This is a genomic window from Methylobacterium brachiatum (genome assembly GCF_020523825.1).
GTDB lineage: Bacteria > Pseudomonadota > Alphaproteobacteria > Rhizobiales > Beijerinckiaceae > Methylobacterium > Methylobacterium brachiatum.
Map to the genome: position 1 here is coordinate 200,589 of NZ_JAJALK010000008.1, position 25,137 is coordinate 225,725.

Consider the following 25,137-nt stretch of genomic DNA (forward strand, 5'->3'; position numbering starts at 1 on the left):
GCGCAAATCACAGTGAGGAGCCCGTCCGACGCCATGCCCGAGACCGTCCCGCCCATCGCCGATCCCGCCATCCTCAAGCAGCGCGCGCTGCTCGAGACCCTGCTGTATGCCGGCATTCGCGCCGCCCATCCGGATCTGTGCCTGCCCGCGCACCTGCCGGCGCCGAGCCCGGGGCGCCTGATCATCCTGGCGGCCGGCAAGGCGGCGGGCAGCATGAGCGCGGTGGCGAGCCGGTTCTACCGGCAGCAGCACGGGCTCGGCGACGACCGGATCGTCGGCCTCGCGGTGGCGCGCCACGGCTACGGCCAGGACGCGCCGGGCATCCACATGGTCGAGGCCGGCCACCCGGTCCCCGACGAGGCCGGCATCGCCGCCACCCAGGAAGCCCTGCGGCTCGCCACCGAGGCGGGGCCCGACGATGAGGTGCTGGTCCTGCTCTCGGGCGGCGGCTCGGCCAACTGGATCGCCCCGGCCGGGGACCTGACCCTCGCCGAGAAGCAGGCGATCACCCGGGCGATGCTGCGCTCCGGCGCGCCGATCGGCGAGATCAACACCGTCCGCAAGCACATCTCGCGGATCAAGGGCGGCCGGCTCGCCATGGCGGCCCGCAACGCCCGGCGGATCCTGACGCTCGCGATCTCCGACGTGCCCTTCGATGATCCGGCGGTGATCGCCTCGGGCCCGACCGTGCCCGATCCCTCGACCCTGGCGGATGCCCGGGCGATTTGCGAGCGCCGGGGCATCCCGCTGCCGGAGACGGCAATCCGTCTGCTGAACGACCCGAACAACGAGACCCCGAAGGCCGGCGATCCCGCCTTCGCCCGGGCCGAGTACCGCATCATCGCCCGGCCGATCGACGCCCTGGAGGCTGCCGCCGCGGCCGCCCGGGAGGCGGGCTACGAGCCGATCATGCTGGGCGCCGACCTCGAAGGCGAGGCAAGGGAGGTCGCCGCCGTGCATGCGAGCGAGGCCAAGCGCTACAAGGCCGCCGGCCAGCGCGTGGCGCTGATCTCGGGGGGCGAGCTGACCGTGACGATCCGGGGCGAGGGCCATGGCGGCCCGAACCAGGAATACGCCCTGGCGCTGGCGGTGGCCCTCGACGGCGAGCCCGGCATCTTCGGGATCAGCGCCGACACCGACGGCACCGATGGCGGGCGCGGCCTCGCCACCGACCCGGCCGGCGGCCTGGTCGACCCGACCACCCTGGACCGCGCCCGCGCCGCCGGCCTCGACCCCGCCGCGATGCTGGCGCAGAACGACTCGACCGCGTTCTTCGCGGCCCTTGGCGACCTCGTGAACCCCGGCCCGACCCGTACCAATGTCAACGATTGCCGCATCATCCTCGTCGGGTAGATTTTTTGGGAGCGGAGCCGCGTCGCCGCTCATGCTGTCGGTGGTCCTGGGGGTCGGCGTCGCTCTGCTCGGCGTCGGCCCCGCCAGGGCGGACCTGCGCCTGTGCAACCAGACCGCCAGCAAGGTCGGCATCTCGCTGGGCTACCGGGACCCGCAGGGCTGGGTCACGGAGGGCTGGTGGGATCTGGCCCCAAAGGCCTGCGAGACCCTGCTCAAGGGCGCGCTGGCGGCGCGGTTCTACTACGTGTTCGCGGTCGACTACACGCGCGGCGGCGAGTGGAGCGGGCGCTCGCTGATGTGCACCCGCGATTCCGAGTTCACGATCCGCGGCGTCGAGGATTGCCTGGCCCGCGGCTACGACCGGAACGGCTTCTTCGAGGTCGATACCGGCGAGCAGAAGAGCTGGACCATCCAGCTCACCGATCCCAACCGGGCGGACGCGCCGGCCAAACCGTGAGGGCGCCGCCGCGCCCTTGACGCTGCCCCGGGCGGGATGCCTACACCGCCACCCAACGAACCGAACCGACGCCGTCGCGGGCCGAGCCTGCGCGGACGCGGCGGAACACCCGGAGGATCACGCTTGAAACGCTCGCGCCGCACCAAGATCGTCGCCACCCTCGGGCCGGCCTCGGATTCGCCGGAGATGATCGAACGCCTGTTCCGGGCGGGCGTGGACGTGTTCCGGCTCAACATGAGCCACCTTCCGCGCGAGAAGCTGCCCGAGAAGGTCGAGGTGATCCGGGCGATCGAGCGCGAGGCCAAGCACCCGATCGGCATCCTGGTCGATCTGCAGGGGCCGAAGCTCCGGCTCGGTACCTTCGCGGAGGGCGCCGTGATGATCGAAACCGGGGCCACCTTCGTGCTCGACGGCGACCCGACGCCCGGCGATGCCGGCCGGTGCCACCTGCCGCATCCGGAGATCCTGGAAGCCCTGGAGGCCGGCCACGCGATCCTGCTCGATGACGGCAAGCTGCGCCTCAGCGTGCTCGAGACCTCGGAGAACCGCGCCGTGACCCGCGTCGAGGTCGGCGGGAAGATCTCGAACCGCAAGGGTGTGTCGCTGCCCCACACGGTGATCCCAGTTCCGGCGATGACCGAGAAGGACCGGGCCGATCTCGATGCCGGCCTCAACGCCGGGGCCGACTGGATCGCCGTTTCCTTCGTGCAGCGTCCCGAGGACGTGGCCGAGGTCAAGAAGGTCTGCGCCGGCCGCGCCCTGGTCATGGCCAAGATCGAGAAGCCGCAGGCCCTGACCCGCCTCGACGAGATCATCGAGATCTCGGACGGGTTGATGGTCGCCCGCGGCGATCTCGGCGTGGAGATGCCGCTGGAGCAGGTCCCCGGCGTGCAGAAGCGGATCACCCGCAGCGCCCGCCGCTTCGGCAAGCCGGTGGTGGTGGCGACCCAGATGCTCGAATCGATGATCACGGCGCCGGTCCCGACCCGCGCCGAGGTCTCGGACGTGGCCACCGCCGTCTACGAAGGCGCGGATGCGGTGATGCTCTCGGCCGAGAGCGCGTCGGGCGCCTTCCCGGTCGGGGCCGTGGAGACGATGAACCGCATCGCCGAGCAGGTGGAGCGGGACGCGGTCTACTGGTCGATCATCCGGGCGCAGAGCGCGACCCCGGACGAGACCGCCGCCGACGCCATCGCGGCGGCCGCCCACCAGATGGTCGATGCCCTGAACCTCGACGCGATCATGGCCTGGACCAATTCGGGCTCGACCGCCCTGCGCCTGTCGCGCGAGCGCCCGAACGCCACGGTGATCGCCCTCACGCCCCGGCGCGAGACCGCCCGCCGCCTGGCGCTCGCCTGGGGCACGCACCCGATCGTCACCAAGGATGCCAGCGACGTGGACGACATGTCTTTCCGCGCCGCCAAATTCGCCGTCCGAGAGAAATTCGCTGCGGTGGGCGACCGGGTGATCGTGGTGGCCGGCCTGCCCTTCGGGACGCCCGGGGCGACGAACCTCGTGCGGCTGACCTTCATCACCCGGGAGCACGCCGAGAAGGCGTGAGGTCTAATCCCTGACGAGAGGAGCGGCCTCGCGCCGCTCGCCGGCGAACCGGGCGATCTCGTCGGTCAGGCGCTCCGCCGCCACGAAGTGGAGCATGTGGCCGATACCCGGCAGCAGCACGAGCCGTGCGCCGGGGATCGCCTTCGCCAGGGGGACCGCCTGGGTCTCGCTGCGCACGATCGGATCGGCCGCGCCCGAGATCACCAGGGTCGGGACGCACAGGTCGCCGTAGCGCGGGCTCTGCGCCGCCAGAGCGGCGGGCAGGCCGACGAGATCCTGCACGTTGGCGAGCAGGGTTCCGGGCCGCAGCACCAGGGCGGCGCGGACGGCTTCCGCGTAGCGGGGGACTTCGAACTGCGGCTGAAAGACCCGCTTGGCCGTCTCGGGGAGATAAGACTGTGCGAGCGGCGGCCCGATGGTGCGGCTCAGCAGCCAGGCTATCGGCGGCTGCAGCGCGAGACGCCAGTACCAGGGCAGCACCAGCATCTGCGCCGGCATCGGCATCGCCACGGGCGCCGCGAGCACGAGGCTCGACACCCGCGCGGGATGGTCGAGGGCGAGCGCCAGGGCCAGCGCGCCGGCCCAGGAATGGCCGAACACTATTGCCGGCCCGACGCCCAGCTTCTCCAGCCCCTCGGCGATGATCCGCGCCTGGACGGAGGGCGCGGCGGCCTCGCTCCCGGCGATGCGGTCGCTCCAGCCGAAGCCCGGCCGGTCGAAGGCGATGACGCGGAAACCCTTCTCGGCGAGACGGCGGCCGAAACCCTCCATCGGGTCGGAGGCGTTGGCCGAGGCCCCGTGCAGCAGGATCACCGGCGGGCCGTCGGCCGGCCCGGCCTGGATGGTCGCCAGCCGTCCGCCGGCAACCTCGACGAAAGGTCCGGCCGGCGGATTCTCCGCACCGGCCCGCAGGGCGATGACGAGGCTCGCCACCGCGCCGAGCGCGAGGACCAGGCCCAGGATCGCGAAGGGGAGGGCGAGGATCGTGATGAGAAGTGCGGCCACCCGGCTCACAGGTCGCGGCCGTCAACCTCCGGGGCAAGGCGGTCGACCGCCTCGCCGATCTTCTCCATCTTCGGATAGAGCGCCTTGGCCCGGCGGAAGGCGGCCAGAGCCCGGGCCTTGTCGTCGAGGGATTCGTAGATCCGCCCCATGGCGGCCCAGGCCTCGAAGTGGCGCGGCTCCAGCACCAGGGCGCGGCGCAAATCGGCGATGGCGTCGTCCTTGTCGGTCAGGAGCCAGAACACCGTGGCGCGCCGGTTCCAGCCCTCGGACCAGTTCGGCTCCAGAGCGGTGACCCGATCCATCAGCTCGGCTGCCAGGGGAAAGTCGTGGGCCGCGATGGCCTGCCGGGCGCGGTCGGTGAGCAGGTCGGCGGTCGGGCTGCCCGAGGCGTCGAGGCGGCGCTCGATCAGCTTGGCGATCCCTTTCGCCTCGGCCGGATCCTCGCTGGCGCGCAGGCGCGCGAACAGCTCGTCGAGGCTCACGGGCTTCGGCGCCGGCTTCGCCCCGGGCGCCGGGCGGCCGGTATCCGGGGCCGCGGCGGCGATCGGTGCCGCGAAGACCGGCAGGCAGACCAGGGCGGCGAGGAGACGGGTCGGCTTCATCATCCCAGAGTGTGCGCGGCTGTGGGGCTCGTCAACGTGCCGCGGTGCCGCGCACGCGAAAGCAGCCGCAACCCGGTCGGGCGCGGCTGCTTTCGCGTTGACTGACCCGACCGAGGCCGGGGGCAGGCTTCAGCCCTGGCGGGCCTTGAAGCGCTTCTGGGTCTTGTTGATCACGTAGACCCGGCCCTTGCGGCGCACGAGCTGGTTGTCGCGGTGACGGCCGCGCAGGGACTTGAGGGAATTACGGATCTTCATCGGTCTCTCGAGCCCGGGTGGGCCGTCCATTCACGGGGGATCGGGAACGTGGTCGCGAGGCAGGACGCGAGGTCGCGTCCAGCGATCACGGCACACGCATCGCGGGATGGCGCCGCCATATCAGGATTCGCCACCGCAAGGCAAGGCGTCGCAGGCGCGGCGGCTCAATGGACGCTGTCGGAGGCCGGCACCGCGGCGGTGACGACCAGCTGCCGGCCGATCTCATGCAGCAGCGCGTCGATCAGCGGCTTCAGCCGCTCGAAATCGTCGATCGCCAGGCTTTCGGCCACGGTGAACAGCGCCAGCGCCAGCTCGGCAACCCGGTCGATCCCGCCGCCCGGGGCGTCGATCGCGCAGAAGGTGGCCGGGTCGAGGAAACCGTCCCGGCTGCTCTCGGTCACGTCGATGACGATGCCGCGGGCCTCGCTCACGATCCCGTCCGGGCCCATGACGAAGCGTCCGCGCGCCAGAACCCAGCGCACGTCGTCGGGCGCGATCACGGCGCGGTACTGGGCGACGTACAGGCCGCCGTGACGCTGCAGGTCACCGACAATCGCGGCGATGCGCGGCCGGTCCTGCGGATGGATCCGGTCGAAGAACATGGCGTAGGTCGTGCCCCGCCCGGCCGCCGCCCGGGGAATGCCCAGCATCGTGGCGGCGACGGAATCGCAGCGCACGACGTCGTCGGCGATCCGCCACTCCCACGTCCCGACATTCGACGCGGCGAGCGCGCGCGCGATGATCTCGCTGTCCCGCCGCTTCGGCGACGCATCGACGCCCACGGATCTCGTCTCCAGAACGGAAGGAAAGTCTCTGATCGCCACGGCGATATTTTGTCGACACAGTAACGCGCGGCGCTCGGCCGTACAACGCGAACGGCTTTTTGGCCGCCGGCCAATCCAAGCGCCGCGATACCCGGCCTCAGACCCGCGCGTAGGTGCCGATCAGCCGTCCCTTGCCGATCACGTGGCCGCGCATCGCGTCCAACAGGGCGGTGCGGCCGGGGTTTTCGGGAACGTCGAGTGCGTCGCGAAGCGCGTACAGCTGGAAAACGTAGGCGTGGCTTCCGTGGCCGCTGGGCGGATCGGGCGGGAGCCATTCGGATCGCAGGAAGCTGTTTTGGCCGAGGCTGAGCGGGCTGGACCGCTGATCCGGGCTCGGCAACGCTCCTTCCGCGAGGCTTCCGGCGGCGATCGACAGGTTCCACACGATCAGGTGAACGAGCGGTTGCGGCGTCGGGCTGCCGGCATCCTCGACCAGGAGGACCAGGGACGAGGCCCCGGCCGGCAATCCCTCCCAGGCGAGCGGCGGCGATGTCCCGGGCCCGTCTGCGGTGAAGCGCGCCGGGATGTCGGCGCCATCTGCGAAGGCGGGGCTCGTCAGCTGCAGCGTCTCCGGAATGTCGGCGAAGGCCGCGTGATAGGCGGTCTTCTCCATCCCGGCCTTGAGGCCGGACAGCGCCGCGCCCACCGCGGTGGGGATCTTCTCGAGCATGGTTCGGGTCTCCGCTGCGGTCTCAACCGGGAAAGGAGCCTCCGGTTCAGGCCCGACGCTCGGCCGCGACCATGTAGTTCACCGCCTTGTCCCGGCTGGTGCGCCAGCCGTCGGTGAGCGGGTTATAGGCGACGCCGATCGTATCGGTGACGTCGAGGCCGCCCGCCCGGATCGCGCGGCTGAATTCCTCCGGCGTCACGAACTTCTCCCAATCGTGCGTGCCCCGCGGCAGCCAGCCGAGGATGTATTCGGCGCCGACGATGGCCATCGCAAAGGAGCGCATCGTCCGGTTGAGGGTCGCGCCGAACAGCATGCCCCCGGGCTTCACCGCCGCGCAGGCGGTGCGCACGAAGGCGGGCATGTCCGCGACGTGCTCGATCACCTCCATGATCAGCACCGCGTCGAAGGTCTGGCCGGCGGCGACCACGGCCTCGATGGTCTCGCCGCGGTAATCCACCGGCACGCCGGCGGACTCGGCGTGGGCGCGCGCCACCGCGATGTTCTGCTCCGCTGGATCGAGGCCGGTGACCTGAGCGCCGAGGCGGGCGAGGGGCTCGGACAGCACTCCGCCGCCGCAGCCGACATCGCAGATGGTCAGCCCGTCCAGCGGGAAGGGCGTCTGCGGATCCCGGGCGAAGCGCCGGCACAGCGCGTCGCGGATATAGGCTAGCCGCACCGGGTTGAAGCGGTGCAGCACCCGCATCGGGCCCGCTTCGTCCCACCAGGTGGCGGCGAGGGCGTCGAAGCGCGCGACCTCGCCGCGATCGACGAATCCGTCCGTCCCGGGGTTCGTGGCTGCCCTGTCCATGCGCGTTCCGTCCAGAAGATGCCGGCCGTGTCCGGGCGATGCCCGAGCGCCGGGCGCTCGACGCGTGATCCGGATCGGGGCCATCGGCGGGACCTGTCGGGGTCGCCATAGCACGCCTGACCTAGGGCCGTCGCCGCGACGCCGGAGCCATGCCCGAGCGGTTGTTGACACCTCAACGAGCCGCTTGTACCCGCCGGGCACTGTCCGGGGCCCGCCAGGGCGGTCCCTCTCCCAGACGTCGGGAACCCGCGAAGAACCAACATGCCCCGTCTGGTGATGAAATTCGGCGGCACGTCCGTCGCCAATGTCGACCGCATCCGCAACGTGGCCCGCCACGTCGCCCGCGAGGTCGCGGCCGGCTATGACGTCGCCGTGATCGTGTCGGCCATGTCCGGCAAGACCAACGAGCTGGTCGACTGGGTCAAGGACGCCAACCCGCTCTACGACCCGCGCGAGTACGACGCCGTCGTGGCCTCGGGCGAGCTGGTCACCGCAGGCCTGCTGGCGGTCGCCCTGCAGAAGGATGGCCTCAAGGCCCGCTCCTGGCAGGGCTGGCAGATCCCCGTGGTCACCTCGGACGCGCATGGCTCGGCCCGCATCGCCGAGATCGACCCGAAGAACCTCGAGGCGGGCTTCGCCAAGGGCGAGGTCGCGGTGATCGCCGGCTTCCAGGGCATCCATGCCGAGACCGGCCGGGTGACCACCCTCGGGCGCGGCGGCTCGGACACCTCGGCGGTGGCCGTGGCGGCCGCGATCCAGGCCGAGCGCTGCGACATCTACACGGACGTGGACGGGGTCTACACCACCGATCCGCGGATCGTGCCGAAGGCCCGGCGCATGGAGCGCGTCACCTTCGAGGAAATGCTGGAGATGGCGTCGCTCGGCGCCAAGGTGCTGCAGGTCCGCTCGGTGGAACTCGCCATGGTCCACCGGGTGCCGACCACGGTCCGGTCCTCCTTCGATCCGCCGGACGCCGCGCGCCCTGGCACCCTCATCTGCGACGAGGACGACATCGTGGAACAGCAGATCATCACCGGGATCGCGTTCTCCCGGGACGAGGCGCAGATCACCCTGCGCCGGGTCAAGGACAGCCCCGGCGTGGCCGCCGCCATCTTCGGGCCGCTGGCCGACGCGAACATCAACGTCGACATGATCATCCAGACCGTGTCGGGCGACCAGTCGACCACCGACATGACCTTCACGGTCCCGGCCGCCGAGTACGAGCGCACCCGCGCGATCCTCGACCAGGCCAGCCCGCAGATCGGCTATGCGCAGATCGAGGGCGCCACCGACGTGGTCAAGGTCTCGGCGATCGGGGTCGGGATGCGCAGCCATGCCGGCGTCGCCGCCAAGGCGTTCCGGGCTCTGGCCGAGAAGGGCATCAACATCCGCGCGATCACCACCTCGGAGATCAAGTTCTCCGTGCTGATCGACGCGGCCTATACGGAGCTTGCCGTGCGCACGCTTCACTCGCTATACGGCCTGGATCAGGCCTGAGCCTGAGAGGGTCTAGATTAGCGCGCCCCGGGGCCGGAACGGATGCTGGTTCGGTGACGGGCGCGCGCTGAAACAAGGACTTGGACTTAAGCCTGGAATCGTGTCCGATCGGGCGGGATCCAGGAGCGGATCGGGTGTCTTGAACTAGAACAGTCACGGGCCGGTCCGCCGATCCCAGAGGTGCTCTGGGGCATGCGGCACGGTCCATCGGGCGCCTTCCGTTTCGATGGTGGCGCCAAGGTTGCAGGGTGGTCGACGCCAAGGCCACTCGCCACGTTGGAACGACGAACCGATGCCCGCTGCGCCCGGAGGCCCGCGCCTGCTGCTGCGCCGCCTCCGCGAAGCGATGGCGGAGCCGGTCAGCCCCCAGGCGCGCCTCGACCGCATCGTCGTCCTGATCGCCGCCAACGTGGTCGCCGAGGTCTGCTCGGTCTACGTCCTGCGGGACGACAACACCCTCGAATTGTTTGCCACCGAAGGCCTCAACCGTGAGGCGGTGCACCTGACGCGGATGCACGCCGACGAGGGCCTCGTCGGCCTGATCGCCCGCACCGCCGAGCCGCTCTCCCTCTCGGACGCCCAGAACCACCCGGCCTTCTCGTACCGGCCGGAGACCGGGGAAGAGGCCTACCACGCCTTCCTGGGCGTGCCGCTGCTGCGGGCCGGCAACACGCTCGGCGTGCTCACGGTCCAGAACAAGACCTACCGGGTCTATTCCGAGGAGGAGATCGAGGCGCTCCAGACCACCGCGATGGTGCTCTCGGAGATGATCGCCTCCGGCGAGCTGGAGGGCCTGGCCCCGGATGCCGGCACCGCCGCCCGCCGACCGGTGGTCGCGCGCGGCATCGCGCTCGCCGACGGGATCGGCCTCGGGCACGTGGTACTCCACGAGCCTCGCGTCGTGGTGAAGACGCTGATCGCCGAGAATGTCGAGCGCGAGGTCGCGCGGCTCGACGCGGCGATCGAGGAGGTCCGCTCGGCCATCGACGCGCTCGTGGAGCGCGGCGACCGGATCGGCACCGCCGAGTCGCGCGAGGTGCTGGAGACCGTCCGGATGTTCGCCCACGACAAGGGCTGGCTCCGGCGCATGCGCGAGGCGGTAGCCTCGGGCCTGACCGCCGAGGCCGCGGTCGAGCGGGTGCAATCGGACAATCGCGCCCGAATGATGCGCCAGTCGGACCCGTATCTGCGCGAGCGCCTGCACGATCTCGACGACCTCGCCAACCGGTTGCTGCGGGCCCTGATCGGCCCGGAGGCGGCCGGGATCGTGGTCCTGCCCGAGAACGCCATCCTGGTGGCGCGCACCATGGGCCCGGCAGCGCTGCTCGACTACGATTCCTCGACCCTGCGCGGCATCGTGCTGGAGGAGGGCGGGCCGACCAGCCACGTTGCCATCGTCGCCCGGGCGCTCGGCATCCCGGCGGTGGGCGAGGTCGAGAACGCCTCGGCCCTGTGCGACGCGGGCGATGCCATCATCGTCGACGGTGTGGCCGGCGAGGTCCATGTCCGGCCGGGCCCGGAGGTCGAGGCCGCCTATGCCGAGATGGTGCGGCTGCGCGCCCGCCGGCAGGAACAGTATCGCGCGCTGCGCGACGTGCCGGCCCAGACCCGGGACGGGGTGCGGGTGGCCCTGCAGCTCAATGCCGGCCTGCTGGTCGATTTCAGCCACCTGCACGAGACCGGAGCCGAAGGCGTCGGCCTATTCCGCACCGAATTGCAGTTCATGGTCGCCCAGCGCATGCCCTCGGCGGCGGAGCAGCAGGAGCTCTACCGCAAGGTGTTCGTCGCCTCGGCCGGCAAGCCCGTGACGGTCCGGACCCTCGATATCGGCGGCGACAAGATCCTGCCCTACATGGCCAAGCTCGAGGAGGAGAACCCGGCGCTCGGCTGGCGGGCGATCCGGATCGGCCTCGACCGGCCGGCCCTGCTGCGGATGCAGTTGCGGGCGCTCCTGAAGGCTGCCGACGGCGACCCGCTCAAGATCATGTTCCCGATGGTCGCCACGGTGGACGAGTTCGTGCGCGCCCGCGGCATCGTCGAGCGCGAGAAGGCCTATCTGCGCCGCCACGGCTACCAGCTGCCCACCGAGTGCCGCCTCGGCGCGATGGTCGAGGTGCCCTCGCTCCTGTTCCAGATCGACGAGATCGCCCGGGAGGCCGACTTCCTCTCCGTCGGCTCGAACGACCTGATGCAGTTCCTGTTCGCGGTCGACCGCGAGAACCGTCGGGTCGCCGACCGGTTCGACCCGCTCTGCGTCGCGGCCCTGCGCGCGTTCCGGCTGATCGCCGAACGGGCCAATGCCGCCGGCTGCCCGGTGACGGTCTGCGGCGAGATCGGCGGACGGCCGCTCGACGCCATGGCGCTGATCGGCCTCGGCTACCGCAGCCTCTCGATGTCGCCGGCCGCCATCGGCCCGGTCAAGGCGATGGTGCTGAGCCTCCATGCGGGCGCGGTCTCGGAGCTGATCGAGACCGAGATGGCCCGGATGCAGGACGGCGATTCCCTGCGCCCGGCGCTCACCGCCTTCGCGCATGCCCACGGCGTACCTATCTAACCCGTCATGCGACCCTTGCCGAAGGTTCGGCCGGGGTTGTACGGCAAAGCCACGACGATTTCGGTCGATGCGCGGCGGCCTCCGCTCTCGAAGGGAAGCGGTGTCGGGTAGGGGATTTGTCTCGCCGCGTCGGTCAGCTCCCTGATCCCGCGCTCGCACCCCTGAGACGAGACCCCGCCCCGCCCGGAACGCCGGACGTCAAAACCTGCAGAAACACGGGCGATGATCCCCTTTCCCACCGAGCGCCTCGACGCCATCCTGGCGCGGCACGAATTCGTCACCGCGCAACTCGCCACGGGCGAGGGTGAATCCGAGACCGTGATCCAGCTGTCGCGGGAGCTGTCGGACCTCGATCCCGTGGTGGACGCGATCCGCACGTACCGGGCTGCGCTCGCGAACCTGGCGGATCTCGAGGTGATGATCGACGAGCCGGGCACCGATCCGGAGATGCGCGCCCTGGCGGCCGACGAGAAGCCGGAGGCCCAGGAACGGCTCGAGGAGACCCACCGGGCGCTCCAGCTCATGCTGCTGCCCAAGGACGCGGCCGACGAGAAGAGCGCGATCCTGGAAGTCCGGGCCGGCACCGGCGGCGACGAGGCGGCCCTGTTCGCCGGCGACCTGTTCCGGATGTACGCGAAATACGCCGAGTCGAAGGGCTGGCGGGTCGAGGTGATCTCCGAGAGCGAGGGCACGGTCGGCGGCTTCCGCGAGGTCGTGGCCGAGGTGAAGGGCAAGGGCGTGTTCGCGCGCCTGAAATTCGAGAGCGGCGCCCACCGGGTGCAGCGGGTGCCGAACACCGAGACGCAGGGGCGCATCCACACCTCGGCGGCCACCGTGGCGGTGCTGCCGGAGGCCGAGGAGGTCGATATCGTCGTCAACGACGCCGACCTGAAGATCGACACGATGCGCGCCCAGGGCGCCGGCGGCCAGCACGTCAACAAGACCGAGTCGGCGATCCGCATCACCCATCTGCCCACGGGCATCGTGGTGTTCGTCCAGGAAGAGCGCTCGCAGCACAAGAACCGGGCCCGCGCCATGGCCCTGCTGCGCGCCCGGCTCTACGACGCCGAGCGGACCGCCAAGGATTCGGCCCGGGCCGCCGACCGGCGCGCGCAGGTCGGGTCCGGCGACCGCAGCGAGCGGATCCGTACCTACAACTTCCCGCAGGGGCGGGTGACCGACCACCGCATCAACCTGACCCTCTACAAGCTGGAGGAGGTGATGGCCGGCACGGCGCTCGACGAGGTGGTCGACGCCCTGATCACCGAGCACCAGGCCGAATTGCTGGCCTCCGAGGGCATGGCCTGAGCGGCGCCGTGACGGGCGATACCAGTCAGGGCCTGACGCGCCGGGCGGCCCTGCGCCGGGGCACAGCCCTGCTGAGCGAGGGCGGCATCGCGGAGGCCGCGGGCGACGCGCGCTTCCTGATGCTGGGCCTTCTCGGCCTCGAGACCCGCGACCTCCTGCTCGACGGCGACGAAAGCCTCGGCGCGGACGAGGCGAGACGCCTCGATGCCGCCCTGGCGCGGCGGCTCACCGGCGAGCCGGTGGCGCGCATCCTCGGCGCTTGGGAATTCTGGGGCCTCCCGTTCCAGCTGGCGCCCGAGACGCTGGTCCCGCGCCCCGATACCGAGATCCTCGTCGAGACGGCGCTGGCATCCGTGCCGGACCGGACGGCGCCCCTGCGCTGCCTCGACCTCGGCACCGGCTCGGGCTGCATCCTGGTGGCGCTCCTGAGCGAATTGCAGAACGCATTCGGGATCGGCCTCGACCGCTCGCCGGGCGCCTTGCGCGCGGCGCATCACAATGCCGTGGCGAACGGGGTCGGCAGCCGTGCCGCCTTCGTGGCGGGGGATTGGTGCGATGCCCTTCGGGGCGGCTTCGACCTCGTGGTGTCGAACCCGCCCTACATCGCGCAGGATCTCATCGCGCATCTCGACCGGGACGTCCGCCAGCACGATCCCCGCGCGGCCCTCGACGGCGGCCCGGACGGGCTCGACGCCTACCGGCGTATCCTGGAGGGCGTGCGTGCGTGCGCGCTGCTGGCACCGGGCGGGACGCTTTTGTTCGAGATCGGCTACGACCAGGCCGATGCCGTCCGCGCCCTCGCGCGCGGGGCCGGCTTCGCCGATCGCGGGCTCACCCAGGACCTCGCGGGCCATGACCGGGTGCTGGCATTCAGCCTCTCACCGGGTCTTTCTTCCGGCCACACGGATGCCTAACTCGGCAACGACGATCGGTGCGTTGAGAAAATGCTTGTTGCATCTCCTTGGGAACGCTAGACTCCGCTTGAAGATCGCGAACGGTTCGTTAAGACGGACGACTGTAAGGTCGGTGACGATCTCTGGTCGCCGCTTGGTTCGCTGATCCCCCGTACCGTTGGACTTGAGCGCGCGTGCGACTGCGCGGCGGTTCGACAGCACTCGAACCTGACAATCGACTGGTTTCTGGCGTCTGTGCCCGGGCGCGCGGTGCTGAGGGATGGTCAGGCAGACGCGCGGACCGCGGAGCGGTCATACGTGCGGCTCCACCGGGTGCATTTGGCCGGAGCGCGTCTGAAGATCGACGCCGGGCGCCCCGAAGAACGTCGTTTGCGTGAACGAGGGTCACTGAAGACCGATGAGACCAAACCAGAATCGACGGATGCGCGGCCGCAACCGGCCGAAAGGTCCGAATCCGCTGACGCGCTCGTACGAATCCAACGGCCCAGACGTCAAAATTCGCGGCACGGCGCAGCACATCGCCGACAAGTACGCGCAGCTGGCCCGCGACGCGCAGGCGGCCGGTGACCCCGTCGCGGCCGAAAACTATTTCCAGCACGGCGAACACTATTTCCGGATCGTCTCCGGCGCCCAGGAGCAGACTCGCCCGGCCAATACCGGCGGCTATGCCAGTCGCGCCTACGACGACGAGATGGACGAGGGTGACGACGAGGGCCAGGGCAACGGCTCGGGCCCGAACGGCCACGCCTATAACGGCTACGACGACAACGATCCCGGCCAGCAGCCTCAGCCCTACGAGATGCGCCAAGAGCCGAACCAAGACGGCCGTCAGCAGGGCCGCGACCGGTTCCAGAACCGGGACCAGCGCCGGTTCGAGAACAACGGCCGGCAGGATTACCGGCGGCAGGATCAGCCCCGGCAGGACTACCAGCGCCAGGATTCGCCGCGGCAGGATTACCAGCGCCCGGACTACCGGCAGGATCGGCAGGAGAACCGGCAGGACGCGCGCCAGGATTACGGCCGGCAGGATTACCGCCAAGACCGCCAGGACAACCGTCAGGATGCCCGCGGCGACCAGAACCGCTACGAGTCCGGGCGCTCCGAGACCGCGCGGCCGGAGGCTCGCCAGCCCGAGAACCGATCGCAGGAGAGCCGGGCCGAGGCTCGCTCGGAGGAGCGTCCGCCGCGCCGGTCCGCCGAGCCCCGGGGCGAGGCTGCTCCCCGCGCCGAGACGCCGCGTCAGGCCGAGCCGGCGCCCCGCCGCGAGCGCCGTCGCGAGGCAGCCCCGGCTCCGGTCACCGCAGAGGATCCGGCGAGCCTACCGGCTTTCCTGATGACGCCGCCGCGCCCCGTGGCCGCCACGACGCCGGTCGAGCAGCCGGCTTCCACCCCGGCCCCCGAGGCCGCGGCCGAAGAGGCGCCCGTGAAGCCGCGTCGCCGCCGCCGGCCGCGCTTCGAGGGGATCGCCCCGGAGGAGGGTGAGGCGCGCACGCCCACCGAGGACGCGCCGACCGAGTAAATCGGAGCGCCGTCGCCGTCAGACAAAGCCGCCCCGGGCAACCGGGGCGGCTTTTTTCCTTTTCGATGCACCGCTCGCATTCATTGCGCGCGTCCGCGAAGCGAACCAGCGATGCGCTGCATTCCGGGACCGCGCGCCGCCCTGGGCCGCTTCGCGCCGCTCGCAATGACCCTGTCGGCCCACAACCCGGAAGCCGATCAGCCCCGGGCGGCGCGCCAATCCGGATAGGCGTGGACGCGATGGATCAGCCGGCGGCGCCGGCTGACCTCGCCGAACGGCGCGAGTTCCCAATCCCAGGCCTCGGTCGGCGGCGGCAGCATCACGCCGAACATCAGGTCGAGACTGTCGGTCACCCGCCCGGCCCGGTCCTCCGCACGCTGGACCGTGTCGGTGATCAGGCAGATCCGCTCCACATGGCCCGCCAGCCGGTCGAGGGCGGCGAGATGGGTCTCGACGATCTGCGTGCCGAGCCGCGGCGGTGCCTCAAGGCTCCGCGCCTCGTAGGCCTCGATCGGGACGATCGGCAGTTGCGACAGGAGGTTGGCCGAGACGATCAGGTCGGCGGCCGCGCAGAGTCCCGCGAGGCCGGGATCCGTCAGCCTGGCGCTTATCTCGGCGGTCGTGAGGGCGACGTTGCCGTGCCGCCGGGCGGCGAGCCGCGCCGGCCAGGGATGCACCGCGTCCACCAGGGTCACCCGGTCGAACAGCTTTGCCAGCGCATCGAGCGGCACGTCGTCGAGGAGCCCGGAGCCCAGCACCACCGCCGAACCCCGGCCCACCGTCGCCTCCGCGGCGGCGAGGATGACGCTGCGCGCCCGCACCAGGTGCGGCGCCCAGGCAGCGCGGCAGCGGCGGGACCGGGCGTGGAGCAGGCCGCTCTGTCGGACGTAGCCGCGCCGGCGCAGGCGCAGCGGCGCGGGATTGACCAGCGATAGCGCCCAAGCGAGCAGCATCGCGGCGGGGTCAGGCCTCGTCGGCCGTCGCGGCTCGGGCGGCGACGCTGCGATAGCCGGTGGCCAGCACGTAGAGCTCGCTTGAATCGGAGCGGCTGGCCGCCGGCTTCACGTGGCGCACGGTGGTGAAGTCGCGCTTCAGGTCGGCCAGCAGGGCGTTCTCGGTGCCGCCCTGCAGCACCTTGGCCAGATAGGCGCCCCCCGGGGCCAGGATCTCCCGGGCGAACTCGGCGGCGGTCTCGGCCAGACCGATGATCCGCAGGTGGTCGGTCTTCTTGTGGCCGGTGGCGTTGGCGGCCATGTCGGACAGGACGAGGTCGGCCGGGCCGCCGAGCAGCGTCGTCAGCTTTTCCGGCGCCTCGGGATCGAGGAAGTCGAGGGTGATGAACTCGACGCCCGCCATCGGCTCGATCTCGAGCAGGTCGATGCCCACGACCCGCCCCGTGGCCCCGACGATCCGCGCCGCGACCTGCGACCAGCCGCCGGGGGCGGCGCCGAGATCGACCACCCGCTGGCCCGGCCGCAGCAGCTTGTAGCGCTCGTCGATCTCGATCAGCTTGTAGGCCGCGCGCGAGCGATAGCCCTCGCGCTTGGCCCGGGCGACGTAGGGGTCGTTGAGCTGGCGCTCCAGCCAGCGCTTCTGCGACAGCGTCCGGCCGCGGCCGGTCTTCACCCGTTGCTTGAGGTCGCCGCGCACGCCCCCGGTGGAGCCCGCGCCCCCGCGCCGGTCCGTCATCGCCGAATCCTCATCGAACGGCCTTCCGGTTCCAGACGCCGTCCTCCCGCATCATGTTCATCAGCAATCCCTCGCGCAGGCCCCGGTCGGCGATGCGCAGACGGTCCGACGGGAAGGCCCGCCGGATCGCTTCCAGGATCGCGCAGCCCGCCAGTACCAGATCCGCGCGGTCCCGTCCGATGCAGGGATTGTCGGCCCGCTGCTCCAGGCGGGTGTCGAGCAGGTCGTCGATCGCCGTCGAGACCTCGTGGTCGCTCATCCACAAGCCGTCGACGCGCCGCCGCTCGTAGCGCGCCAGGCGCAGGTGCATGGCGGCGATGGTCGTTACGGTGCCGGAGGTGCCGAGCAGGTGGAAATGCGGCGCCGTGGCCGCGGCCGCCGCGCGGATTGCGAAGGCGGACAGCTTTTCCGCCACCTCCTCGACCATGCCCTCGAACATCCGCCGGGTCACCTCGGCCCCGCCATGGCGCTCGGCCAGGGTCACCACGCCCACCGGCAGGGAATCCCAGGCGCGGATCCGCAGGGTCGGGTCGGTGGACGGGTTGGCGGCCTCGCCGTCGAGCCAGGCGATCTCGGTGGAGCCGCCGCCGATATCGAAGATCACCACGGATTCGGCCGCCGGGTCGGCGAGCGCGGCGCAACCGGTGACCGCCAGATACGCCTCGGTCTGCCGGTCGACGATCTCGAGATCGAGCCCGACGCCGCGGCGGACACGGTCGACGAAGGCCGCGCCGTTCACCGCGAGGCGACAGGCCTCGGTGGCGATCACCTTGGCGCGCCGGACGCCCCGGGTCTGCATCTTGGTCCGACAGATGCGCAGGGCCTCGACGGTCCGCTCGATCGCCGCCTCGTTCAGCCGGTCCGAGGTGCCCAGTCCCTCGCCGAGCCGGACGATGCGCGAGAACGCGTCGATCACCCGGAAGCCGCTGAAGGTCGGCTCGGCGATCAGCAGGCGGCAATTGTTGGTGCCGAGATCCAGCGCCGCGTAGGCGACGCGACGCCGGTCGCGGCCCGGCAGCGGGGCCGGAGTCTGGAGCGGCGCTGCGCCGGTCGATGGGCGGGACGGCGCGGCCGCGGCGGTCTCGTCCCTCATCGGCGCGGCCGTCGGTCCTTCGGGTCGGCCATGAGCGTCGCGCTCGGCCATTCTTGGTGAAAGACCCTACAGGGTCGGTCGGGAACTGCAACGTCCGATCGAGACCGTACTCAGGCGACCGCCTTCATGGCGCTGGTCCGGCGCGGGATCGGCCGCAGCAGGCTCTTCACCTGCGAATAGGGGCGGGGCCGGTTGATGACCTCGTCGAGCCGGGACCACAGGGTCTTGGGCGAGAACGGCTTCGCGATGATCTCGTTGACCCCCAGCGCCACCGCGCGGTCGACCACATTCCGGCGCGGCTGGGCGAGCATCAGGATGATCGGGATGGTCGGGCAGGGGGAGGTGGTCGGGGTACGGGCCAGACGGATGAACTCCTCCCCCGACAGAATCGACAGGTCCCAATCGATGATGCTGATATCGGGCTTGCTCTCGGCCAGCACCCCGAGGGCCTCGGCGCCGTCCGGCGCCTCGAGCACGCGCTTGATGCCGACCCGCATGAGCATGTCGCGCACGATTCGCCGGATGTAGAGGCTCTCGTCAACGACGAGGGCCGAGAGATCGGGGAATGTCGGGGTCGCGATCATGGCCGGGTGCCGTTACGGGGCGCGACGCGAGTCTAGCCGAACAGCCTTTGCGTTTCGCTAACGCCCTCGTCGGCAAGGCGAACGCCGCGACGAGCCGTCCTGTCGCCCTGCGTTGTTTGCCGCAAGAAAGTAACGAAACCGGCGCGTCTTGGCCAAGAAGGTCCTTGCGGTCAAGGCCCGATTGCGTCAGGACTGGGGCGTTATTCTTGGTTACCGCGACCGGGGGTAATGATAGTGCGGGGCGTGGGCTGTCTGGGATGGCGCGCACGCGGTATTCGAGACCAGGGCGGCGGACGGTTTTTGCGAGCTTTCGATGGGACGTGGTCGTGATTTCAGGGGGCCGCAGAAGCGCGGCTTCGACGAGGCTGGCGAGCCGAGATGGCCTGATCAGGCTCCCCCCAGCGGCGGATACGGCGGTGGTGGTTTCGGTGGTGGCGGCGGTGGTGGCGGTTTCGGCGGTGGCGGTTTCGACCGTGGCCCGGCCCGCGGCGGCGCGGCACCGGTGGCAACCGGGCCGGAGCGTGATGCGACGGTCAAGTGGTTCAACAAGGAGAAGGGCTTCGGCTTCGTCGAACTCGGCGACGGTTCGGGCGATGCCTTCCTCCACATCCGCGCCGTCGAGGCTGCTGGCCACGCCGATCTGATGCCGGGCACCCGGCTGACGGTCACCACGGCGCAGGGTCAGAAGGGTCCGCAAGTCACGAGCGTCACCAGCGTCGACACGTCCACGGCCGAGGCGCCCGCGCCCCGGCGTGAGATGCGCCCGCGCACTGGCGGCTTCGGCGGCGAGCGCTTCGGCGGTGGCGGCGGCTACGGTGGTGGCGGCGGCGGTTACGGCGGCGGTGGCGGCTACGGCGGTGGTGCCGGCGGCGGCTTCAGCGGCGGTGGCCGTGCAGCCTCCGGCCCGTCGGTCGAGATGAGCGGCACCGTGAAGTGGTACGATCCCGCCAAGGGCTTCGGCTTCGTCTCGGTCAATGACGGCGGCAAGGACGTGTTCGTCCACCGTTCGGCTCTGTCCCGCGCCGGCCTCGAATCGCTGGCCGAAGGTCAGCAGGTCACCCTCGGCGTCGTCGAGGGCCAGAAGGGTCGCGAAGCTTCGAGCATCAACGTCGAAGATTGATCGGTGTCGCGGCCGTCTTGCTGCCGCGATCCGTGAGAATGCTGGAAGGCGGCGTCCCCGAACCGGGGGCGCCGCCTTCTGCGTTTCGGGACCGCCATGCGTACTGTGTTGATGCCCGCGATCCTCCTCATCCTGGGCCACACGGCCGCGCGGGCTGAGGATTTCAGCGGCTTCTATGCCGGGGTGAATGCCGGCTATGCCTGGGGCAAGGGGCGCGACCGCAGCTTCGCCGCACCCGTGACCGGACCGGGCGCCGAATCCGGCCGCAACGGGAGCGGCCTGGACCTGCCGCCGAGCGCGCGGGACGCGGCGGCCGCGCTGCAGCGATCGAGCCGGAGCGGCGTCGGCGGAACACGCTGAGGTCGGGCAGAGGGCGGATGGGCGCGAACCGATTCGCCGTTGAAAGCACAAATCCGGCGCGCGGCCGGATGAACCCGTAGCCGGCGGTCGCGGCTATCGGCCGGCCGCCTAAGCGGCTCTCGCCACACTGGAATCGTTCCCAAACATAGCCGTTGCGAGTCCCGGTCGGCCGCTGCTAGGCCGCGATATGGGATCACGAAATCGGGAAACCGTGCGATGAGCGCCCGCTCGATGCCGGGGCTGACCTACCGTCTGGCGGTGGCCGGGCGCGTGATGCTGGCCGCTGTCGGCGGCTACGGCGTCGCGGCCTTGTCGGCTGCTCTCCTGGCTTTGATCCTGCCGATGGCGCGTTCCGAGGCGGTCTCGACGGGCACGCTGGCGAGCTTCGCGATCATGGCCGGCGCGGTCGTCTGGGTCTTCGCCGCGCGGAATCTGGCGCGTGCGGCTTTGGTCCTCGGAGGCATTGCGGCCTTGCTGGCCGGGGGCCTGTGGCTCGCCGGGGCGTTCTCCGCGGCGGTGGCCTCATGAGCCGGCCCGGAAAGAGCGTCCGGCAGTCGATGGCATGGCTGCACACCTGGTCCGGTCTCGTGGTCGGCTGGGTGCTGTTCGCGATCTTCGTCACCGGCACCGCGAGCTACTACCGCGCTGAGATCTCGCACTGGATGCGGCCGGAGCTCAGCGAGCCGACGGCCGATCCGGCGACGGCGGCGACCCGCGCCGCGATCTATCTGAAGCGGCAGATGCCCGATGCCCTGGCCTGGTCCGTCAAGCTTCCGACCGCCGAGCACCCGTCGACCGAGATCTATTGGTGGAACCATCCGGCCGGACCGTATCACCACGCGCTGCTCGATCCCGCCACCGGCGAGGCGTCTCAGGCGCGCGACACGCGGGGCGGCGATTTCCTCTACCGCTTCCATTTCGAGCTGAGCCTGCCGCCGATCTGGGGACGCTGGATCGTCGGGACCTGCGCGATGATCCTGCTGATCTCGTTGATCACCGGGATCATCACCCATCGGCGCATCTTCGCGGACTTCTTCACCTTCCGGCGGGACAAGTCGGCCCAGCGCGGCTGGCTCGATGCCCACAACGTCGTCGGCGTGCTGGCGCTGCCGTTCCACCTGATGATCGTCTATACCGGCCTCATCGAGCTGGGGCCGATGCTGATGCCCTGGGGCGTGAAGGTGGCCTATCGGCACGATATCCTGGCCTATTACGCCGAATCCGGAATCATGGCGGCGACGCGCAAGCCCGCGGGCCAGCCCGGCAGCCTGATGCCGCTCGGCGACATCGTCACCCGGGCGATGGCGGCCCACGGCGAGGCGCCCGAAGTCGTGATGGTCACGATGCCGGGCGATGCGGCCGCGAGCGTCACCGCGTTCTTCGAGGAGCCCCCCGGCCTGGCCCATCTGCATCCGCAGATCGTCTATGCCGGCGATACCGGCGCCGAGTTGTCGCGCACCGGCGAGGTCGGCGCGGCGACCCGCACCGGCGCCGTGATGGTCGGCCTGCACGAGGCGCATTTCGCCGCCGCGCCACTGCGGGCGCTGTTCTTCCTCTGCGGAATTATGGGTGCGGCGACCATCGCGTCCGGCCTCGTGCTCTGGACAGTCGCGCGGGCGCCGAAGGGCGCGAACCCGGCGGGCTTCGGCCTGCGTCTGGTGCGGGTCCTGAATCTCGGCACCATCGCCGGCCTGCCCACGGGTCTGGCCGCCTATTTCTTGGCCAATCGCCTGTTGCCCGTCGACCTCGCCGAGCGCGCCGGCTGGGAGGTGCGCGCCTTCTTCACCGCCTGGATCCTCGCCGCCCTGGTGGCGTCCCTGTACCCGAAGGCCAAGGCCTGGCCGTTCGCCTTGGGGATCGCGGCGCTCGCCTTCCTGGCCATCCCGGTCGCCGACACGCTCACCGTGGGCCAGGCGCGGTTCCTCGGCTTCGACGCGGCGATGCTGGTGGTCGCCATCCTGCTCGCCGTCGGCGCGCGGCTCGCGGCCAAGCGGCCGGAGCGGTCGCGGGTCGCCCGGCCGACCTTGTCCAGGGCGGTGGAAGCGTGACCGCTTCCGCGCTCGCCCTGAGCCTCTGCCTCAGCTTCTCGAGCTTCGCCGCCCTGGCGCTTAGCCTCGACCGGCACCACCGCGCCGCATTCCGGGTCCCCGCGCCGCGGGCGCGCATCCGGAGCCTGCGGGCAGCCGGATGGTCTGGACTCGCGGTGGCCTTCGCCGCAGCGGTCGCCTGCAGCGGTTGGAATTTCGGGCCGGTGCAGTGGATCGGCGGCCTGACCGGGGGGGCGCTGCTGGTCGTGGCGGTGATGTCCTATCGCCCGGCCTGGCTGCGAGCCGCCGCGGTCGCGGCGTTGCCGCTGGCGATGCTCGCCCTGCCGTTCGCCCTGGGCCCCTGAGAACCGTCTCAAGCGTCTGCCAAGCTAACGCTCAAGGTCAGCACATCGGCTTTGCAGGAATGCGACAGTGTTGGCCGAGCAATCGGCGGCTGGGCGCCGCGACGGGCCGGTCTTCGCATGGCTGCCGGGCACTTCAGAACCGGTCCAAAATTGTCCCCTCGCGATCCTGAACAGGAGGGCGTAGACTCGCCCCACTCGCGCACTGGCCAAAAGTCCACCTTGATTCGGCAGGCCAAAAGCCATTGGCTGCCATCCGAGCCGAACCGGACCGACCTGAGATAAGCGGCGGTCCGCGTACCAGCTTCAGCCCAAGAGCCGCGGTTCGCGAGGCCGGGGCTTATGGAGGGAACAGAGCCATGAACAAGCCGGAATTCCTCGGCGACGCCCGGACGAAGTCACCCTTCTCGGCCCGCTACGACAATTTCATCGGCGGCCAATGGGTCGCCCCGACCGCCGGTCGCTATTTCGAGAACACCTCGCCGATTACCGGCAAGGTCATCTGCGAGGTGGCGCGCTCCGATGCCTCCGACGTGGACAAGGCGCTGGACGCCGCCCACGCGGCTAAGGAAGCCTGGGGCCGCACCGCCCCGGCCGAGCGCGCCCGCATCCTCAACAAGATGGCCGACCGGATGGAGGAGAACCTCGATCTGATCGCGCTCGCCGAGACCTGGGACAACGGCAAGCCGATCCGCGAGACGACCAACGCCGACATCCCCCTGGCGATCGACCATTTCCGCTACTTCGCCGGCTGCGTCCGCGCGCAGGAGGGCTCGATCTCCGAGATCGACCACGACACGGTGGCCTACCACTTCCACGAGCCGCTCGGCGTCGTCGGCCAGATCATCCCGTGGAACTTCCCGATCCTGATGGCGGTCTGGAAGCTCGCCCCGGCGATCGCGGCCGGCAATTGCGTGGTGCTGAAGCCCGCCGAGCAGACCCCCGCCTCGATCCTCGTGGTGATGGAGTTGCTGGCCGACCTGCTGCCCCCGGGCGTGATCAACATCGTCAACGGCTTCGGTCTCGAGGCCGGCAAGCCGCTGGCCTCCTCGCCGCGCATCGCCAAGATCGCGTTCACCGGTGAGACCACCACCGGCCGCCTGATCATGCAATACGCCTCGCAGAACCTGATCCCGGTGACCCTGGAGCTGGGCGGCAAGTCGCCGAACATCTTCTTCGCCGACGTGGCCAACGAGGACGACGACTTCTTCGACAAGGCCCTCGAAGGCTTCACCATGTTCGCCCTCAACCAGGGCGAGGTCTGTACCTGCCCGAGCCGCGCGCTCGTGCACGAGTCGATCTACGACCGCTTCATGGAGCGGGCGATCAAGCGGGTCGAGGCGATCACCCAGGGCTCGCCGCTGGATCCCGCCACGATGATCGGCGCCCAGGCCTCGGGCGAGCAGATGGAGAAGATCCTCAGCTACATCGATATCGGCCGCCAGGAAGGCGCGCAGCTGCTCACCGGCGGTGAGCGCAACGTCAAGGACGGCGAGCTGGCCGAGGGCTTCTACGTGAAGCCGACGGTGTTCCGCGGCCACAACAAGATGCGGATCTTCCAGGAGGAGATTTTCGGCCCGGTCCTGTCGGTCACGACCTTCAAGGACGATGCCGACGCGCTGTCGATCGCCAACGACACCCTCTACGGCCTCGGCGCCGGCATCTGGACCCGCGACGGCACCCGCGCCTACCGCTTCGGCCGGGCGATCCAGGCCGGCCGCGTCTGGACGAACTGCTACCACGCCTATCCGGCCCATGCGGCCTTCGGCGGCTACAAGCAGTCCGGCATCGGCCGCGAGACCCACAAGATGATGCTCGATCACTACCAGCAGACCAAGAACATGCTGGTCAGCTACTCGGCCAAGAAACTCGGCTTCTTCTGAGTTCCGGTCCGGGTCATCCCCCGAGCTGACTTCACCCCGGCCTCACGGCCGGGGTTTTTTGTTCGGGGGAGGGGGCGCCATCCCGACGCGAGGGTTATCCAGTTCTAAACCCCTCATCCTGAGGCGGCGACGCTTCGCTTCGGCACCTCAGGATGAGGGCGGGGGTGGGAATGTCCGCTTTCGCAGCAGGTCAAATCCTGCGCGTCGTGGAAATTCGAATTCCAGCACGCATATCCAACACTCAGCACGGGAGGGCAGTATGAGCGCGGTCTCGACGCAAGAAGCCACCACCGCGGAGCAAACCGGGGCCGACGGGACGCCGCTGCGGGTGACCGCCACCCCCGCGGCTCTGGCGCTGATCGACGAGCTTCGCTCCGAATACGGACCGGTCATGTTCCACCAGTCCGGCGGCTGCTGCGACGGGTCCTCGCCGATGTGCTACCCGGTCGGCGACTTCATCATCAGCGACGGCGACGTCCATCTCGGCACCGTCGGCGGCGCGGACTTCTACATCTCGCGCTCGCAATTCGAGGTCTGGAAGCACACCCACATCCTGCTCGACGTGGTCCCGGGGCGCGGCGGCATGTTCTCGCTGGAAAACGGCCGGGAAAAGCGCTTCCATATCCGCTCGCGGCTGTTCACCGAGGCCGAGAACCGGGCGCTCGAGGGCGCGTGCAAGCTCTGAGGCGGGGA

General features: G+C 70.4%; 25 protein-coding genes. 15 read left to right on the forward strand and 10 right to left on the reverse strand.

The features are described from left to right. Positions 1–33: 33 nt before the first annotated feature. The 3 genes from LGR69_RS18975 to pyk all read left to right on the forward strand — a co-directional run bounded on the left by LGR69_RS18975 (position 34) and on the right by pyk (position 3,370). Positions 34–1,353, forward strand: coding sequence for a glycerate kinase type-2 family protein (locus LGR69_RS18975; RefSeq protein ID WP_230366976.1), 1,320 nt, complete (start codon positions 34–36; stop codon positions 1,351–1,353). 31 nt (positions 1,354–1,384) lie between these two features. After that, positions 1,385–1,810: a DUF1036 domain-containing protein gene (locus tag LGR69_RS18980; RefSeq protein ID WP_007568165.1), complete on the forward strand. Its 426-nt coding sequence runs from the start codon at positions 1,385–1,387 to the stop codon at positions 1,808–1,810. Between the two features lie 123 nt (positions 1,811–1,933). Then, the gene (pyk, locus tag LGR69_RS18985; RefSeq protein ID WP_007568163.1) at positions 1,934–3,370 is read left to right on the forward strand and encodes a pyruvate kinase; all 1,437 of its coding nucleotides are present in this window, start codon (positions 1,934–1,936) and stop codon (positions 3,368–3,370) included. Between the two features lie 3 nt (positions 3,371–3,373). Here the strand turns inward: pyk and LGR69_RS18990 are convergent, their stop codons facing one another. From LGR69_RS18990 to ubiG, 6 genes are all read right to left on the reverse strand, one after another. Continuing rightward, positions 3,374–4,384, reverse strand: coding sequence for an alpha/beta fold hydrolase (locus tag LGR69_RS18990; protein ID WP_230366977.1), 1,011 nt, complete (start codon positions 4,382–4,384; stop codon positions 3,374–3,376). Beyond that, complete coding sequence (locus LGR69_RS18995) at positions 4,381–4,977, reverse strand: tetratricopeptide repeat protein (protein ID WP_230367022.1); 597 nt, start codon at positions 4,975–4,977, stop codon at positions 4,381–4,383. Before LGR69_RS18995 ends, LGR69_RS18990 begins: the two co-directional genes overlap by 4 nt. Before the next feature lie 129 nt (positions 4,978–5,106). Further along, on the reverse strand, positions 5,107–5,232 hold the full coding sequence (gene ykgO, locus LGR69_RS19000; protein WP_003601867.1) for a type B 50S ribosomal protein L36: 126 nt from the start codon (positions 5,230–5,232) through the stop codon (positions 5,107–5,109). Positions 5,233–5,396: 164 nt separating this feature from the next. After that, the gene (locus LGR69_RS19005) at positions 5,397–6,014 is read right to left on the reverse strand and encodes a PAS domain-containing protein (RefSeq protein WP_230366978.1); all 618 of its coding nucleotides are present in this window, start codon (positions 6,012–6,014) and stop codon (positions 5,397–5,399) included. A 139-nt stretch (positions 6,015–6,153) separates the two neighbouring features. Further along, positions 6,154–6,726 (reverse strand): YbhB/YbcL family Raf kinase inhibitor-like protein, encoded by a 573-nt coding sequence (locus LGR69_RS19010; RefSeq protein WP_230366979.1) that lies wholly within the window; start codon positions 6,724–6,726, stop codon positions 6,154–6,156. Positions 6,727–6,772: 46 nt separating this feature from the next. Then, complete coding sequence (gene ubiG / locus LGR69_RS19015) at positions 6,773–7,534, reverse strand: bifunctional 2-polyprenyl-6-hydroxyphenol methylase/3-demethylubiquinol 3-O-methyltransferase UbiG (RefSeq protein ID WP_230366980.1); 762 nt, start codon at positions 7,532–7,534, stop codon at positions 6,773–6,775. 261 nt (positions 7,535–7,795) lie between these two features. Here ubiG and LGR69_RS19020 point away from each other — a divergent pair, with 261 nt between their 5' ends. The 5 genes from LGR69_RS19020 to LGR69_RS19040 all read left to right on the forward strand — a co-directional run bounded on the left by LGR69_RS19020 (position 7,796) and on the right by LGR69_RS19040 (position 15,326). Next, positions 7,796–9,031, forward strand: a complete 1,236-nt coding sequence (locus LGR69_RS19020) for an aspartate kinase (RefSeq protein ID WP_007568135.1) — start codon at positions 7,796–7,798, stop codon at positions 9,029–9,031. A gap of 292 nt (positions 9,032–9,323) precedes the next feature. Then, positions 9,324–11,585, forward strand: coding sequence for a phosphoenolpyruvate--protein phosphotransferase (ptsP, locus tag LGR69_RS19025; RefSeq protein ID WP_007568133.1), 2,262 nt, complete (start codon positions 9,324–9,326; stop codon positions 11,583–11,585). Between the two features lie 222 nt (positions 11,586–11,807). Then, positions 11,808–12,893, forward strand: coding sequence for a peptide chain release factor 1 (gene prfA / locus LGR69_RS19030; RefSeq protein WP_122158956.1), 1,086 nt, complete (start codon positions 11,808–11,810; stop codon positions 12,891–12,893). Between the two features lie 8 nt (positions 12,894–12,901). Beyond that, on the forward strand, positions 12,902–13,807 hold the full coding sequence (gene prmC / locus LGR69_RS19035) for a peptide chain release factor N(5)-glutamine methyltransferase (RefSeq protein WP_230366981.1): 906 nt from the start codon (positions 12,902–12,904) through the stop codon (positions 13,805–13,807). A 421-nt stretch (positions 13,808–14,228) separates the two neighbouring features. Further along, positions 14,229–15,326: a DUF4167 domain-containing protein gene (locus LGR69_RS19040; protein WP_230366982.1), complete on the forward strand. Its 1,098-nt coding sequence runs from the start codon at positions 14,229–14,231 to the stop codon at positions 15,324–15,326. 197 nt (positions 15,327–15,523) lie between these two features. On the opposite strand, the gene LGR69_RS19045 is transcribed toward LGR69_RS19040, so the two are convergent. The 4 genes from LGR69_RS19045 to LGR69_RS19060 all read right to left on the reverse strand — a co-directional run bounded on the left by LGR69_RS19045 (position 15,524) and on the right by LGR69_RS19060 (position 18,692). Then, the gene (locus tag LGR69_RS19045; RefSeq protein ID WP_230366983.1) at positions 15,524–16,279 is read right to left on the reverse strand and encodes a hypothetical protein; all 756 of its coding nucleotides are present in this window, start codon (positions 16,277–16,279) and stop codon (positions 15,524–15,526) included. 10 nt (positions 16,280–16,289) lie between these two features. Further along, complete coding sequence (locus tag LGR69_RS19050; RefSeq protein ID WP_122158964.1) at positions 16,290–17,015, reverse strand: RlmE family RNA methyltransferase; 726 nt, start codon at positions 17,013–17,015, stop codon at positions 16,290–16,292. 10 nt (positions 17,016–17,025) lie between these two features. After that, positions 17,026–18,108, reverse strand: a complete 1,083-nt coding sequence (locus tag LGR69_RS19055; RefSeq protein ID WP_050732396.1) for a Ppx/GppA phosphatase family protein — start codon at positions 18,106–18,108, stop codon at positions 17,026–17,028. 110 nt (positions 18,109–18,218) lie between these two features. Beyond that, positions 18,219–18,692 carry a response regulator gene (locus LGR69_RS19060; protein WP_007568119.1) on the reverse strand — a complete coding sequence of 158 codons (474 nt, stop codon included), beginning with the start codon at positions 18,690–18,692 and terminating at the stop codon, positions 18,219–18,221. Between the two features lie 313 nt (positions 18,693–19,005). On the opposite strand from LGR69_RS19060, the gene LGR69_RS32070 reads away from it, so the two are divergent. The 7 genes from LGR69_RS32070 to LGR69_RS19100 all read left to right on the forward strand — a co-directional run bounded on the left by LGR69_RS32070 (position 19,006) and on the right by LGR69_RS19100 (position 25,129). Further along, on the forward strand, positions 19,006–19,812 hold the full coding sequence (locus LGR69_RS32070; protein WP_039904215.1) for a cold-shock protein: 807 nt from the start codon (positions 19,006–19,008) through the stop codon (positions 19,810–19,812). A gap of 96 nt (positions 19,813–19,908) precedes the next feature. Continuing rightward, a complete protein-coding gene (locus LGR69_RS19075; RefSeq protein WP_230366984.1) occupies positions 19,909–20,172 on the forward strand; it encodes a hypothetical protein in 264 nt (87 codons plus the stop codon). A 216-nt stretch (positions 20,173–20,388) separates the two neighbouring features. After that, positions 20,389–20,700: an iron transporter gene (locus tag LGR69_RS19080; protein WP_230366985.1), complete on the forward strand. Its 312-nt coding sequence runs from the start codon at positions 20,389–20,391 to the stop codon at positions 20,698–20,700. Further along, positions 20,697–22,220, forward strand: coding sequence for a PepSY-associated TM helix domain-containing protein (locus LGR69_RS19085; RefSeq protein ID WP_230366986.1), 1,524 nt, complete (start codon positions 20,697–20,699; stop codon positions 22,218–22,220). The genes LGR69_RS19080 and LGR69_RS19085 overlap by 4 nt, the downstream gene beginning before the upstream one ends. Then, positions 22,217–22,564 (forward strand): DUF3325 domain-containing protein, encoded by a 348-nt coding sequence (locus LGR69_RS19090; RefSeq protein ID WP_230366987.1) that lies wholly within the window; start codon positions 22,217–22,219, stop codon positions 22,562–22,564. Before LGR69_RS19085 ends, LGR69_RS19090 begins: the two co-directional genes overlap by 4 nt. A gap of 356 nt (positions 22,565–22,920) precedes the next feature. Next, entirely contained in the window at positions 22,921–24,444 is a 1,524-nt protein-coding gene (adh, locus tag LGR69_RS19095) for an aldehyde dehydrogenase (RefSeq protein ID WP_050732390.1), read from the forward strand. 259 nt (positions 24,445–24,703) lie between these two features. Then, positions 24,704–25,129: a DUF779 domain-containing protein gene (locus LGR69_RS19100; RefSeq protein WP_007568104.1), complete on the forward strand. Its 426-nt coding sequence runs from the start codon at positions 24,704–24,706 to the stop codon at positions 25,127–25,129. The last annotated feature ends 8 nt before the right edge of the window (positions 25,130–25,137 follow it).